Annotated in this window: 10 protein-coding genes; 8 read left to right on the top strand and 2 right to left on the bottom strand. The window is 47.6% G+C overall.

Annotation, left to right across the window (positions count from 1 at the left end; all coding sequences use genetic code 11):
* The first annotated feature begins 43 nt into the window (after positions 1–43).
* The 5 genes from Q4526_RS16310 to Q4526_RS16290 all read left to right on the top strand — a co-directional run bounded on the left by Q4526_RS16310 (position 44) and on the right by Q4526_RS16290 (position 5,862).
* Positions 44–1,471, top strand: coding sequence for a CHASE3 domain-containing protein (locus Q4526_RS16310; protein ID WP_303603893.1), 1,428 nt, complete (start codon positions 44–46; stop codon positions 1,469–1,471).
* Positions 1,468–1,911, top strand: coding sequence for a response regulator (locus Q4526_RS16305; protein ID WP_215978188.1), 444 nt, complete (start codon positions 1,468–1,470; stop codon positions 1,909–1,911). Before Q4526_RS16310 ends, Q4526_RS16305 begins: the two co-directional genes overlap by 4 nt.
* A gap of 37 nt (positions 1,912–1,948) precedes the next feature.
* Positions 1,949–3,874 (top strand): response regulator, encoded by a 1,926-nt coding sequence (locus tag Q4526_RS16300; RefSeq protein WP_215978187.1) that lies wholly within the window; start codon positions 1,949–1,951, stop codon positions 3,872–3,874.
* Positions 3,875–4,081: 207 nt separating this feature from the next.
* Positions 4,082–4,288, top strand: a complete 207-nt coding sequence (locus tag Q4526_RS16295; RefSeq protein ID WP_215978186.1) for a hypothetical protein — start codon at positions 4,082–4,084, stop codon at positions 4,286–4,288.
* A gap of 128 nt (positions 4,289–4,416) precedes the next feature.
* A complete protein-coding gene (locus Q4526_RS16290; RefSeq protein ID WP_215978185.1) occupies positions 4,417–5,862 on the top strand; it encodes a mechanosensitive ion channel family protein in 1,446 nt (481 codons plus the stop codon).
* On the opposite strand, the gene Q4526_RS16285 is transcribed toward Q4526_RS16290, so the two are convergent.
* Positions 5,844–6,374: a methylated-DNA--[protein]-cysteine S-methyltransferase gene (locus tag Q4526_RS16285; RefSeq protein ID WP_215978184.1), complete on the bottom strand. Its 531-nt coding sequence runs from the start codon at positions 6,372–6,374 to the stop codon at positions 5,844–5,846. The two genes, Q4526_RS16290 and Q4526_RS16285, sit on opposite strands and share 19 nt — an antisense overlap.
* 655 nt (positions 6,375–7,029) lie before the next feature.
* On the opposite strand from Q4526_RS16285, the gene Q4526_RS16280 reads away from it, so the two are divergent.
* Together Q4526_RS16280 and Q4526_RS16275 are read left to right on the top strand one after the other, a co-directional pair.
* On the top strand, positions 7,030–7,617 hold the full coding sequence (locus Q4526_RS16280; RefSeq protein ID WP_215978183.1) for an SCO family protein: 588 nt from the start codon (positions 7,030–7,032) through the stop codon (positions 7,615–7,617).
* Positions 7,614–9,110 (top strand): methyl-accepting chemotaxis protein, encoded by a 1,497-nt coding sequence (locus Q4526_RS16275; RefSeq protein WP_215978182.1) that lies wholly within the window; start codon positions 7,614–7,616, stop codon positions 9,108–9,110. Before Q4526_RS16280 ends, Q4526_RS16275 begins: the two co-directional genes overlap by 4 nt.
* Positions 9,111–9,125: 15 nt before the next feature.
* Here Q4526_RS16275 and Q4526_RS16270 read toward each other — a convergent pair whose 3' ends face one another.
* Entirely contained in the window at positions 9,126–10,343 is a 1,218-nt protein-coding gene (locus tag Q4526_RS16270) for a DUF3300 domain-containing protein (RefSeq protein ID WP_215978181.1), read from the bottom strand.
* A 492-nt stretch (positions 10,344–10,835) separates the two neighbouring features.
* On the opposite strand from Q4526_RS16270, the gene Q4526_RS16265 reads away from it, so the two are divergent.
* On the top strand, positions 10,836–13,871 hold the full coding sequence (locus Q4526_RS16265) for a TonB-dependent receptor (RefSeq protein ID WP_215978180.1): 3,036 nt from the start codon (positions 10,836–10,838) through the stop codon (positions 13,869–13,871).
* Positions 13,872–13,986: the final 115 nt, after the last annotated feature.

Raw genomic sequence — 13,986 nt, 5'->3', positions numbered from 1 at the left:
ACATTATTACAGTACGCGAACATGGGGTTGGGTATTGATTTCAGTGGTGGTGTTTTTTCTTGCCAGCATGGGGTCAGCCTACCGATCAATTAGTGTGTTGCACGATAACAACCTAAGCATTAGTAATACGCTGCAGGTTTTGGCGCTTGTGCAAGATCTAAAAGCATCACTGGTCAGTGCGGAAACAGGAAAGCGGGGTTATTTGCTAACCGCTGATGGCCAATATTTGGCGCCCTATCACAAAGCCATGGAAGATATTGATCGGTTGCTACAAGAGCTGTCAAATTCAAATACTGAAATTGCGGAGCAGCTAATACGGTTTGATAAATTAAAGATATTAATTAATAAAAAAATTGATCGAATGCAAGAAAAAGTTCATTTGGTTCATTTGGGGCAAAGAAGTGAAGCAATTGAGGAATTAAAGAATGATGTGGGTATCGAACTTATGCGTGAGATCGATACTTTAATTGGTGAGATGGCAGCTGAAGAGCGTGAGCTTTTAAATGATAATCGCACTGTGGCAACAGAAGACAGAAAAATAATATTTTCAGTTTTAATGGCGACTAATGTTGTAGGCTTGCTATTGGCGATAGGGATTTTCATCTCAGTATATAGGCACTCACGGAAAATACAGTTATTGAATTACGAGATTGAGAAAGCCAATAATGAATTAGAAGAAAAAGTGGCTAATCGTACATTTGCTTTAGAGCAGTATTCAGATGAACTACAGCGAAGTAACCGAGAGCTGGAAGAGTTCGCTTTTATTGCTTCACATGATTTGCAGGAGCCACTGCGAAAAATTCGAGCCTTTGGTGATCGACTAAGGCAGAAATATAAAGAGTCCCTAGATGAGCGTGGCGCTGATTATGTAGAACGAATGCATGCTGCCTCAGAGCGTATGTCACAGCTAATTGATGACTTACTTAGTTTTTCAAGGGTGACCACACGGCAGGAACCTTTTAAGCTGGTTGATCTCAATGAAGTAGTGGCCGGTGCTCTAGAAGATTTAGAGTTTGCGCTTGAGGATTCTGGTGCCGTTGTTGAGGTGGGTGAGCTTCCAGAGATTTATGCCGATGCTTCACAGTTACGGCAAGTAATGATGAACTTATTAAGTAATAGCATTAAATTTAGGCGTTCAGGCGTTAACCCAAGCATTGCCGTTACTTGTGAGGCGGTTGATTTGGGCGATGAGTATGAGCAGCTTACTGGGCAGTGGTGGCGTTTTACATTCGTGGATAATGGTATCGGTTTCGATGAGCAATACGCCGATAAGGTGTTTAACTTATTTCAACGATTGCATGGTAGAGATGAATATAAAGGAACGGGAATAGGCCTTGCGTTGTGTCGTAAGATTATCGAGCGCCATGGTGGTACTATAGTGGCAATTAGCGCGCCCGGTAAAGGCGCAACATTTCAGTTTGATTTGCCCAGTAAGCAAGTTAATTTAGAGTCACTGGAGGACGTAGAATGAACAGCCAAAAGAAACCACTGATTATTTTGATGGCAGATGATGACGAAGATGATCGCCTGTTGGCATCTGAGGCCCTTGTAGAAAGTCGAGTTTTAAATGATTTACATTTTGTTGAAAATGGAGTGGAGTTATTAGAGTACCTACGCGGTGATCATAAATACGCCGATCGCACAGCGCATCCACTGCCCGGTTTAATTCTGCTCGATTTAAATATGCCCAAAATGGATGGTCGAGAGGCATTAGCTGAGCTCAAAAAGGACCCCGTGTTAAAGCGTATTCCTGTTGTGATTCTTACTACCTCTAAGGCTGAAGAGGATATGTTGCGTGGTTATGATCAAGGGGCCGCATCGTATATTACTAAGCCTGTTACCTTTGATGTGTTGGTTGAGTTAATGCGTACATTGGGACGTTATTGGGTAGAGTTCGTTGAGTTGCCATAATTGCCCCTAATTCATACACAAAGTAATCAAGAAGTTCATGGATAAAATAGACCTGTTAATTGTTGATGACGACGAGGATGATTTTCTACTTACTCGCGATTTACTAGAAGATATCTCTTCTGGTCATTATCGAATTGAATGGGCGTCTAGCTTTGATGAAGGGAGGCGAATATTATCACTTAATCGTCATGACCTTTGTTTAATGGATTACCAGCTTGGTGCCAATGACGGTATTGAGTTGTTGGCTGAGGCTCATAATTGCGGCTTTAGCGGGCCAGTTATTTTATTAACTGGAATGCATCAAAGCGAAATTGACATGAAAGCCCTTGAGGCTGGCGCCGTTGATTATTTAGTTAAAGAAAATCTTTCCTCTGAGCAACTTGCTCGCTCTATCCGTTATGCACTGTCTCGCCGTGATATGGAAAAAGAGCGTGTTGAGCGAATGAAGGCTGAGGCTGAGAATCGTTCTAAAAGTGAATTTCTAGCTCATCTAAGCCATGAGCTTCGCACCCCATTATCGGCAATTTTAGGCTTTACTGAACTGTTAATGAACAATCAGTACGATTCTGAATCTTTAGGACACTTGAAGGTTGTGCATAGAAACGGCAAGCATTTGCTGGGTTTGTTGAATGATATTCTTGATTTGTCAAAAATTGAAGCTGGAAAACTTGAGTTAGAATACAAAGATGTATTCTTATCTTCTTTTTTAACCGATATTTATTTTTTAATGCACGGCGCCGCCGTTGATAAATCTTTGGATATTAATATTGAGTGTCCAAATCCGATACCACGAAAAGTTCGTACTGATCCAACCCGCCTGCGTCAAATTTTGTTGAATTTATTAGGCAATGCCATAAAATTTACCGATTACGGGCAAGTGTCTTTGACAGTATCAGCTTATCAGCACGACATGAGAAATTGGTTATCCTTTGCGGTGAAGGATACTGGTGTAGGTATTCAGGAAGATGTCGCGAAAGATATTTTCCATCCGTTTGTACAAGCAAAGAACTCTTACGCTGAGCCTAGGGCGGGAACTGGTTTGGGGTTGGCGATTAGTCAGCAGCTAACACAGCGACTTGGCGGAAGTATAGCCGTGAGTAGTGAGCCTGGCGAGGGCAGTGAATTCTCTTTTTCAATTGAGATTGATGCCGAGAACTTCGATGAACTTTGTGATTTCTCTCTAGAGAGTGTCGAACATAGAGCACTGAGCTCAGATATTCCAAAGCTGAGTGGACGTGTCTTAGTGGTGGATGATTTACCCGATATTCGAAGTTTAATTGGACACTTTGTCCGCCAGTGTGGGGCGGATGTTATTTATGCTCGCAATGGACAAGAGGCTGTAAAAGCCATGGAGCTGGATGCTCAATCCAGTGTAGGTCGTATAGACTTGGTGTTAATGGATATTCATATGCCAGTCCTAGATGGTCATAATGCGGTTGCCAAAATGCGGGAGAAGGGCTTTCAGCAACCGGTGATCGCCTTAACTGCAGCGCATATGAAAGGCGATATGGATAAGTGCCTGAAGTCTGGTTTCACCGGTTACATTAGTAAACCTGTGGATCGGTTGCAGCTTTATCAAAATCTAGCTAAATTTTTACCTGCACAATCACTGTCAGCGCAGGTGGTTGGTACTCGTACAATTGCTGTTGTGGATGATGATAGGGATGCCCTAAAGGCCACTGCTAGCTTATTAGAGTTGATTGGTTGGCGTGTCTTAACGGCAGAGTGCGGAGAGCAAGCAGTGCAAGTCGTCCAAGACAATAACGTCGATTTGCTATTGACCGATTTAAATCTTCCCGATATTAGTGGGTTTCAGGTTGCTGAAAAAGTCACATCCTTTAAGCCAGACCTTGAAATCATACTGCTTAGTGGTGAGGCTCGTGACCGTGAAGAATTGCAAGCAGCTGGAATATCAGCAAGCTTATTAAAACCGGTTAGCCTGCAAGATTTGAAGGCTCTGTAATATTTTCAACTGTTTTCACCATTATGCTTGTCTGCCTCAGAAGTAATGCGAGTTTTTTATTATTAATTTCTCACATACCTTCTCGATAAAATAAAAAAATCAATATATTCAATGGCTTATGGTTTTATTGGTAGGTCCAACAAGTTTTGGCACGATTTGAGCAATAGGTTAAGTGTCTTATATAAATTGAATGACTTGGAGGATTTTATGGATTTAATGAAACGCTTTGCCCTAATGCTGATAATCGCCCTGCCTTTAGCCGCTTGTGACAACAACGATGGTGCTGCCGAGGAAGTGGGTCAAAAATTGGATCAGGCCGCCGAGTCAACTCGTGATGCCGCAGAAGATGCAGCTGATTCTATTGGCGATTCTGCTGAAGATGCTTGTGAAGAGGTTTCCGGCGAAAATTGTTAATCCGTAAAGAGGCCCGTGAATTAATTCCCGAGCCTAAAGGTTAACTCAAAACGGCAGGCCAATTATTATGGTCTGCCGTTTTTCTTCGTATAAACAAAATGACTTTCCAAAAATGAGGGTGCTGTTCTATGCCGATTTGTCGCTATTTAATCGCCATTATTTTGCTGGGCTGTTTTAATGTTGGCTTCTCGCAAACCGCACTTGATCTTTTATCGACATCTGAATCTTCGGCGCAAAGTAGCAGCGCATCGTCTGCATGCCAAGGCGATTCGTGCTCGCCTAATGAAAGCTCTGAATCGAACGAGCCGGCATTGAGTCTACATCTCGATCAGGTTATCGATGTCAATGAAATCGCCATCTCTTGGGAAGCGCAGATTAACAGCTGGTTAGAAGCACTAGGTTTCTCGGCCTCTTGGGCCGCTAAAGGCGTTGCCACGGCTATCGTATTAATCATTACCGGTGTGGTTATAATGTTAGTGGCGGCGGGTAGTAAAAAAATCTATAAGAAAGTTATCAGCAACGATCACAAGTTGCGGTTTAATCGAAAGCGCTTAAAGCTATACCGCCGTGTGTTGAGTGCCATGATTCATGTGGTGGTAGTATTACTTTGCGCGTTAACGCTATTTGTAATTTGGTGGGGAGGGGATGCCGAGTTAGTCTTGGCCGATACAATAACGGGATGGCTGGCTCAGGCGGTCAATTTTTCTTTAGCCTTTGTTGTGTTGCTAATTGTTTTTGAGTTGGTATCGGCAGCCATTGAAAGCTACTTTCATCGTTTGGCCATTAAAGACAGCGCTCGAATTAATACCCTAATTCCTATTGTTAGGAATATTATTTACGGCGTCATGATTTTATTGTTCGCTATTACCCTTATCTCGGAAATGGGGGTTAATGTCACCCCTATTTTGGCCAGCGCGGGTGTGATTGGTATTGCGGTCGGTTTTGCCGCTCAAGCCTTGATTAAGGATGTTTTGAATGGTTTTATTATCGTTCTTGAAGATTTGGTCAATGTGGGCGATGTGATTACTGTGGGTGAGCGAACCGGCATTGTAGAGAAAATCACGTTGCGAAAAATTCAATTGCGAGACCTGGATGGCTGTGTGTACACCGTTCCCTGCAGTGAAATTACAGTGGTGAAAAATTTCACTAAAATCTTTAGCTATTACTTGTTTGATATCGGCGTGGCCTACCGTGAAAATACAGATGAAGTTTGCGCGGTGTTAAATGACATCAGTTCAGAGTTGATAGCTGATGATTACTATAGTCAATTCATTCTGGAGCCGCTGGAAATTCTGGGGGTCAATGCCTTTGCCGACAGTGCGGTTATGATTAAGGCACGTATTAAAACTAAACCCATACATCAATGGGAGGTTGGCCGAGAATTTAACCGCCGTATGAAATATGCGTTTGATAAGCGCAATATTGAGATTCCGTTTCCGCATCAAACACTTTATTTTGGTGAAAATAAACAAGGCGAGGCTACATCGGCTAAATTCACCATTGATCACGCCACGCAGGGAAGTCATGGGGCAGAAGACCAGCAAGGCTCCCCGCGTCAAGCGCCAGAAGAGTGAGTGGCCTCCCAGTTTATAATAGCTGCTTTGCGAGCTTTTCCCCAACGGTATTGCCCTAGGTCGCCGTTGGCTTTTATTACACGATGACAAGGAATTATTAAGGCGAGGGGATTTTTCCCGATGGCAGAGCCCACAGCTCGAGCAGATTTTGGCTGACCTATCATTTCTGCGATGTCTGAATATGTGGCTAACTGACCGAGGGGGATTTTAAGCAGAGCTTGCCAGACATTAAGTTGAAAAGGTGTAGCGATAAGATGTAGCTTTACTTTGCTCTCAGGCAGTAATTGGTTTTGAAGATATTGTTGTAAGGCTACTAAGTGTTGTGAGGACGAAGCAACAACAGTAGCTTGTGGAAAAAAAGCGTTTAGAGCTGTCAGCGCCGTGGAGCGTTTGGCAAAGTACTGAGCAAAGCAAACCCCTCTATGTGTGCTGGCCGCCATCATTTCACCGAATAGCGTATCAAAGAACTGGTAGTGGATGGTGAGCTCAGCACCGATGCGCTTGTGGTTCAATGGGCGCAAGACCTCAATACTGACTAACGAGCCACGCCGCCTTCCGCAACTAGACCTTTTAGAGGGGCATGCTATCTGTTCTTGGGTTATGTTATTTCTTGTCAGTGAACTATTTGCGCTACTCGGCGTATAGAGCTTGATACCTTCTTTCGGGCTAATGCCAACCCATTTCGAACAGGGGCGAAATTGAGGGTATGAGTACACATCTGCCCTCTCTCCCAGAGTGGAGGCAGAGGCTTGATCTATCCTTGTGTCTGCATTGCGCTTCATAGGGGGTCTCTGATTGGCGGCTTATCAGTAACTTTATGGGGCTGAGGTTGCTCCTAATTATCCTACTGACAGTGTCATTCACGGCCGTTTTAGTGCAGGTATAAGCGCTTGGATAGGGCGACGATACTGGCCGGTTCGTTTCTATAGCGATATTTAAGCATTAGCGACGACTTAAGTGAAATTATCCTGCGCAGATGAGGTGACAAGCCTCGACTAGGTGGTGTGCATTACTGTGTTATGCACTATAATTGGGCAATATAGTCAGGCTCTTTTATTATTGTGTGCCAAACGAGGCTTTATTTGTGCTTTGGTACGCTATGTTGGTTCTATTGTGGGGCGATCTTAAACTGAAAGGTTGCCGTGCAGCATAGAGAGGTTGTTCGCGGTGGCTTTGCCTTACCGTTTGTTTGTCAAAGTTAGCGTATTGGCGCTGACCGTCATTGGGCTGCCGTTGTGTTTATGGTTGGCTTCTCTCTGGGCAATTAAGCCTGTGTTAACGATAACACCTTTTTCCTGGATTAATATTGACGGCGATCGAAGTTCGCTAGCTTCGAGTCAAGCTCCATTCACACTACTTTTTCTCGGCTATCTGTCCTGTGATTCGATTTGCCCCGCTACGTTGGCGGAGCTGGCGACAGTTGCCCGTCATCGAGACCCGCAGCTGTTACAAATACTATTTGTAACGTTAGACGCCACGCACGATACGGTGGAGCGTCGTCGCCGTTTTGTCGATTCCCTTGGTATTGAGTCGGTGCAACTTGCTGATAAACAATTAAGCCGCCTACGTTTTGAACTGGGTGATAGAGCCCCTGATATTGCCAATCATCGTGGAAATGTTTATTTGCTGAATCGACAGGGAATTATCGTGGATTTTTTTTCAAGCGCGAATCTTAGCTGGCCAGCTCTCCATGATCGCCTTATCTCTCAACTAGACGTCCAATCACTATCAAGTATAAATCCGAGGTCCATATGAAGACTGCAGCTAATGTCCAAATTCGCAAAGATAAAGCTGTGTTAATAATGTTGTTGGTACAAGTCCCCATATTGTGGTTGTCAGGTGCAATGGGGGCGGGGCTGTTTCTATTTAGCATTATTGGCTCGTTAGTGTTGGCGACTATAGCGATTCTCTGCTTTGTAACCTTGCGGGGCCACTGGTTGGCTTCTGTTGCTTTCGCCATTTTAATGATGAGTTTTTCTGGGCTATTGATTCAGTCCCAGTTGGGCATGTTGGAAATGCACTTTCATATTTTTGCGATGATGGCGGTTTTTCTGGTGTATGAAGATTGGAAGCCTATTGTGGCGGCATTGTTGACGGTTGCAGTACACCATTTAAGTTTTACAGCTTTGCAGTTAAGTGGAGTTCATTTAGGTGATATGCCATTGCTGGCTTTCGCTGTTGAGTGTTCCTGGAGTATTACCTTCTTACATGCTGTATTCGCAGGCTTTGAAGCCGCTGCGTTGGTGGTGCTATCCGAGATGCTTCGGCGCCGTACACAAGTCGATCAGGTTGTTGTCGATGTGGTTGAGGAGGTTGCATCCAGTCGCAACTTATTGGCTCGAAGTCGCTATGAAACAACCGATTCAGGTAAGGCTATTAATACCTTGATAGGCAGTTTACAGGAGACATTTATTGGGTTCCGTCAGCGGGCCGATCATATCGAGTCATTAAGCCATGCGCTGGATGATATTAGCTCTAATATTGGCCGGCTTACCGCGGTGCAGTATGACCAGTCCTCACAAATCGCACAGGCAACAAAAGATATGCTGGGCAGTATTGGTTCGGTCGAGCAAAACAGCAATCATTCGGCCAACTTAACCGCGCAGCTTGAGGGGGAGGTGTCGGCCGCGAGCGAAAGTATGACCAGCATCGTTAGCGCGATTCGTGGTCTGGAAAGTGAGATGGCCAATGTAGCCAGCTCCATGAGTCGTGTGCATGAAGATACCTTAGCCGTTAGCTCGATTGCCGACAGTATTACAGCCATTTCTGAACAGACTAATTTGCTGGCACTGAATGCTGCCATTGAGGCGGCTCGGGCTGGCGAATCGGGGCGTGGTTTTGCTGTCGTGGCTGATGAAGTTCGCACACTGGCTGCTCGATCCAAAACCTCAGCGGCGGAAATAGGCGATTTAATTCAGCACCTTAACGACAGTGTGGCGCAAACCTTGTCTTCCTTGGGGCGCAGTCAGCAAGAGCTGGAGCTGAGCAGCAATGAAGTGCTATCGGTGGGCGATAAGCTCACGGTAATCGCCGGCGAGTCGCGGCAAGTCAATCAAGTATCACAGTCGATTGCCCAAGCGCTGGAAGAGCAGCGCCATGTAATGGAACAAATTGGCGGTAGTACCAATACGATTAACTCCGAGGGACGTGAGCTGGCGAATGTATCAGAGGAGCTGGTGAGCCGCGCGGCAGCGCTGCGCGGTACAGTCGCGGAAAACCGTGCCGCCATAGGTCGCTACCAAGTATAGCGGCCGCAATAAGAGTTAACGCAAGCGGCCGCCGCGATCGCCATCGTTGCGTGAAGGTGATTGACGCGTAGTGCTGCGGCTGGTTGGGCGATTGTTGCTCGTCCGTTGCAGGGTTTCGCGACGAGTACTTTGTTGGCGGCTTTCAGTGCGTGTACGGCTGGTGGCCTGCGCATTGGATGAGGTGTCGCGGCGCACCGCCCTGCTGTTGTGTGAAGGGCTGGTGGATACGGTACCGGTACGCTGGTTTTGAGTGCTGCCAATTCGGCTGGCCCGGTCGCTGCGCTGCACTGGTGGCGAAGCGTTTCGTGTTGTGTTCCGGGTGATAGTCGAGCGGTCTTTACCGCGCCCGTAAATGGCGTGTAAACGGCTGCTATGGTGCTGCAATTGCTGGTTGACTTCAGGACGGCCCCGGTTGCTGTAGTGGTGGCGAATATTGTCGTGCTGATAGCGTGCGCCGCGACGGTGATACGGGTCATGCTGCCAGCGAACCGTATTGCGCGTTTGGTAGCCATAAAGGCGATGACGGCTGTAATAGTAAGGCCGATCGTAGCTGATGACGACCGAGCGCTGGCCCCAATGGAAGCCACCAAAGTAGAACCAATCACTGACCGAGGCGTGTACGCCCCAATGAAAACCACTGTGGTACCGAGCAGGGTGTGACCAGTAAACCGGCGGGCTGCTGGCCCACGACCAAGTGCCGTATATATGGCGCGAGTCGTAGTAGGGAATATAGACTACCTCACGGCGTACCGGTTGGATAATGATCAGCTTATCCTCACGTACCACTTCCTGATGTTCCATGTCTTCTAAGGTGCCATTGTCCATCGCCATTTGGCGCAGGGCCTGGATAGAGTCGAGAGTATCCGACTCGCTGGCTAGAAACGCATCTCCCAATTCTTGAGTCCATAGTAAGTCCTCACTCATGCGTGAGAGTAAGTCAGGAAAGGCCAACAGTGCTTTGACGCTGGGGTCCCAGGGCTTATCGGCCGCGGCGGCGACCGCCTCTTGCCCTGCAAGATCGCTGTGAGCTTTGCTCCAGCGATCAGCTTGCACCACTTCTAGTGGGTAGGTGGCGGCAATCAATAGGTGGGTTAGAACCGTATCGGGGTAGAGTGCAACCGGGGCGAGCAGCTGTTGCCGCTTTTCCTCGGAAAAGTGGCTGTCTTGTGCCAGTGCCGTACTTGTTGCGCTCATCAGGCTCAGGCTCAGTAATATGTATTGCAGTAGTTTCATGGTCGTCTCCCGCTCTGCGGAGTTCGTGTTATCTGGGGATCAGTGTAGCAAGTCAACCTGAACCTGTAATGAATGAGTCGCCAGCTTGGTAATTAATCCGTATATATCCGTTACCAACTATATTTTTTCTCTATCTACTGTGATCGTTTAAGGCCGTGGGAAGTTCAATAAACAGGCGTCGCTGCAAGGTGGGATGATTGCGCTACCAGAGCTTTGGGGGCCAATAAATGCACGAATTGAAATAAGGGGGTGGCTTTTAAACTTTACATTTTTTGTATTTAAAGGCTTTGGGTGATCTGGGGTTTTTATTGTAAGTGTTTGAATATAAACAGAAATATTTTCCCGCTTTACTGGGGGGAAAGTGAGACTCGCCATGTTATCGCTCACAGCCAAAGTGGGACGAAGCGTTAAATGCTAAAGGGCAGTATTAACCTCGGTAAGGTCGGTTAGCCACGGCCTTGAGATAACAATAATGGTTCGAGGATCAGCTACATGAATTTTAAGCAGACATTTAAGCGCAAGCTTATTGCCACCGCGATTGCATCGACAGCAGTCGCCGGATTTGGCAACGCATCCTATGCCCAAGAAGAAGAGAGCCTTCTAGAAGAAGTCATTGTGACTGGCATTCGTGCCAGCCTACAGCGTTCGATGGACTTAAAGCGCGATGCCAACGGTGTGGTCGATGCCATCTCCGCCGAAGATATTGGTAAGTTCCCAGATACAAACCTTGCTGAGTCTTTGCAGCGTATCTCCGGCGTATCGATTAATCGCCGTGATGGGGAAGGTTCCAAAGTTACGGTGCGCGGTTTAGGGCCAGACTTTAATACGGTTCTACTCAATGGCCGCCAAATGCCTGGTGCGACCTTAGAGTCAACTGTGGCCTCGGGGTCGCGTTCGTTTGATTTTGCCAACATCGCCTCCGAAGGGGTGTCCGCGGTCGAGGTGTATAAAACCACTCGCGCCGATGCGCCTCCGGGCGGTATGGGCGCCACCATCAATATTGTCACGCCCAAACCGCTGGAGTCGGATGCGGTCGCATCCTTTGGTGTTAAAGGTGTTTACGATGAGTCGTCGCAGGACTCCTCATTAACCCCTGAGATCTCCGGTATTTACAGCAATACCTTTGCCGATGGCAAAATAGGTGTTGCGGTAACCGGTAGTTATCAAGAACGTAAAGGTGGCTCCGCTGCTGCTCAAGTGGGTACCGGCTGGCGCTCATTCCAAGGGTCTGTTGTGCAGGATTGGGGCGGTCAGGAAACGGTCGATTGGGAATGGGGTGGTATCGATTTTAATGGCAATCACCAAAACCAGCCCTCGGCGGACGATATTTATTCAACCCCGCAGCAAATGGGTTATGTATTTACCGAATTTGAGCGCGAGCGCACCAACGGCCAGCTGACCTTACAGTTTGCGCCTACCGATGCACTGACCGCTACGCTCGATTACACCTACAGCGAAAACACCATTGCCTCTACCTACAACGATGTGGGCGGCTGGTTTAACTTCGGCGGACAAAGCACGATTTTTACCGATTATGACTCGCCAGCCGTGCAAACCCCAATTTTGTACTCAGAGGATATGACCGCAGGTGACCTGCCGATGGGTGTGGGGCGTCAGGCGGCAAAATATGAAAATAACTCCGTTGGTTTAAATCTGGAGTGGCAGGTCAGCGATAAGCTGAAGCTATCGTTAGATGCGCACAGCTCAAGCGCAGAGGCCTCGCCCGATAACGAATACGGCAATAGTGTCGGCGTGGCGGTATCCGCCTATGTGCGTGACCGCACTACCATTAATGTCGCCGGTGACATGCCCGTGTTGATTTTGGATGTTTTAGACGGTGCCGGTGGCAGTGACCTGCGCGTGCAAGATATGCAAGTATCGGGCAGTTACTTCCGTAACAGCCGTATGAAGCAAGACATTGATCAAATTCAGTTCGACGGTGAGTACGCCTTTACAGATGAGTTAAAATTACAATTCGGTGTGGCGCGTACTGAGAGCGATTACCGCTCTTCCTTCAGTAACGTACAGCGTGAAGCCTGGGGCGGCTTAGGTGAGCCGGGCATGCTAGACGAGCAATGGTTTACTCCTGAAACCATTTTGGATCGTTTTGATGGCTCCTATGGTGAAACCACACAAGAGCAGATTGCATTTCTGGGTGGTAGCAATGCCATACCGCTGGATCAGTACTACTCCTTTAGTTTTGAGGATGTACGCAACTTTGCTGCCGCTAACCTTGATGATGGCGAAGGGCCTGCTGACTGTCCCGATGGTTCTACTTGGTACTGTGCGCAAGCTCCTGACCAATTTAATGACATTAGCGAAAGTTCCGACAGTGCGTATGTGTCGGTTGCTTGGCAGACGAATATAGCCGCTATGCCATTTAACTTGTTGGCCGGTGTGCGTTATGAGTCTACCGAGGTAGAAACCCCTGCGTCGGCGCAGGCGTATGGTCCGGTTTCCTGGGTATCCGCCAACGAGTTTACGATGCGTCCGGTGGGGGATGCGGTTGCAGTGACAGACAGTGGCGAATACGACTTTGTGCTTCCCTCGATCGATGCTAGCTTAGAAGTGGTAGATGATGTGGTGTTGCGCGCCTCGTATGGGCAAAGTATCGCGCGCCCCGATTGGCTGGATCTGCGCGGCGGCACCTCATACTCTGAAGGTCTTCGTATTAACGGTGCTACAGCCGATAGAGGCTCTCCAGGTTTAGAGCCCTATAAGGCGGATAACTTCGACATCTCGGCGGAATGGTATTTTGCCGACGCAAGTTATGTATCGGTCGGCTACTTTGAAAAAGAGGTGGAAAACTTTATTGGCACGCAGGTTGTCTTTGAGGATGGCCCGCTGAACAATACACCGCACCCAGCCATGGGTGAGCGCTTCCAGGCTGCCGTTGATTCGGGCTTGTCGCCCAATGCGGTGGTCGATATTCGCCAGTATATTTACGATAACTATGCCGATCCAGACACAGCCTATATCGATGGCAGCGGCAATATAGTGATCGTCGGCATCCCAGGCGAAGATCCTAATACGCCCGTCGAAGTCACCGAGGTGGCGAATTCGGATCAGGTTGTAAACGTGGATGGCTTGGAGTTTGCGGTTCAGCACACCTTCGGTGAAAGTGGCTTTGGTTTTATGGCGAACTACACCTTAGTGGATGTTGACACCAACTTTGATGACATGCTGCTGCGTGATCCTCAGTTCTCATTGCCGGGGGTGAGTGATACCGCCAACTTGGTTGCCTTCTATGAAAAACATGGCTTCCAGGCGCGTATTGCCTATAACTGGCGCGATGCTTTCTTGGCCTCGGGCGCATCGGGTACGGGCAACAACCCGATTTATGTCGATGAGTACAGCCAGGTCGATATTAATGTCAGTTACGATGTGACCGAGAATCTTTCGGTGTTTGTCGAAGGCATAAATGTCACCGAAGAAAGTGGCCGCAACTATGGTCGCTCTTACGAGCAAGTGTTGGGTTACTATCAAGGTTACGCTCGCTATAACTTAGGGGCCCGCTATACTTTCTAAGTTAAAGTTAGGGTAGAGTGTAGTACCAGCACTGGTGAGGTCTTGGCCAGTGCTGGTACCAGAGGCCGGCAGTTATTGGGCCGGCTTTTTGCTCTCTGGCTTATTAACGAAGCGG

Origin of the sequence: Gilvimarinus sp. 2_MG-2023, from assembly GCF_030547685.1 — a bacterium.
GTDB lineage: Bacteria > Pseudomonadota > Gammaproteobacteria > Pseudomonadales > Cellvibrionaceae > Gilvimarinus.
Note: the sequence above shows the minus strand (reverse complement) of the source record. Positions and strands in the feature narration are given on the sequence as shown.

What these genes read in the sequence shown, in the direction of transcription:
- Q4526_RS16265 (WP_215978180.1), top strand. Translation starts at nt 10,836, where the DNA reads ATGAATTTTAAGCAGACATTTAAGCGCAAGCTTATTGCCACCGCGATT.
- Q4526_RS16270 (WP_215978181.1), bottom strand. Translation starts at nt 10,343, where the DNA reads ATGAAACTACTGCAATACATATTACTGAGCCTGAGCCTGATGAGCGCA.
- Q4526_RS16275 (WP_215978182.1), top strand. Translation starts at nt 7,614, where the DNA reads ATGAAGACTGCAGCTAATGTCCAAATTCGCAAAGATAAAGCTGTGTTA.
- Q4526_RS16300 (WP_215978187.1), top strand. Translation starts at nt 1,949, where the DNA reads ATGGATAAAATAGACCTGTTAATTGTTGATGACGACGAGGATGATTTT.
- Q4526_RS16305 (WP_215978188.1), top strand. Translation starts at nt 1,468, where the DNA reads ATGAACAGCCAAAAGAAACCACTGATTATTTTGATGGCAGATGATGAC.
- Q4526_RS16290 (WP_215978185.1), top strand. Translation starts at nt 4,417, where the DNA reads ATGCCGATTTGTCGCTATTTAATCGCCATTATTTTGCTGGGCTGTTTT.
- Q4526_RS16295 (WP_215978186.1), top strand. Translation starts at nt 4,082, where the DNA reads ATGGATTTAATGAAACGCTTTGCCCTAATGCTGATAATCGCCCTGCCT.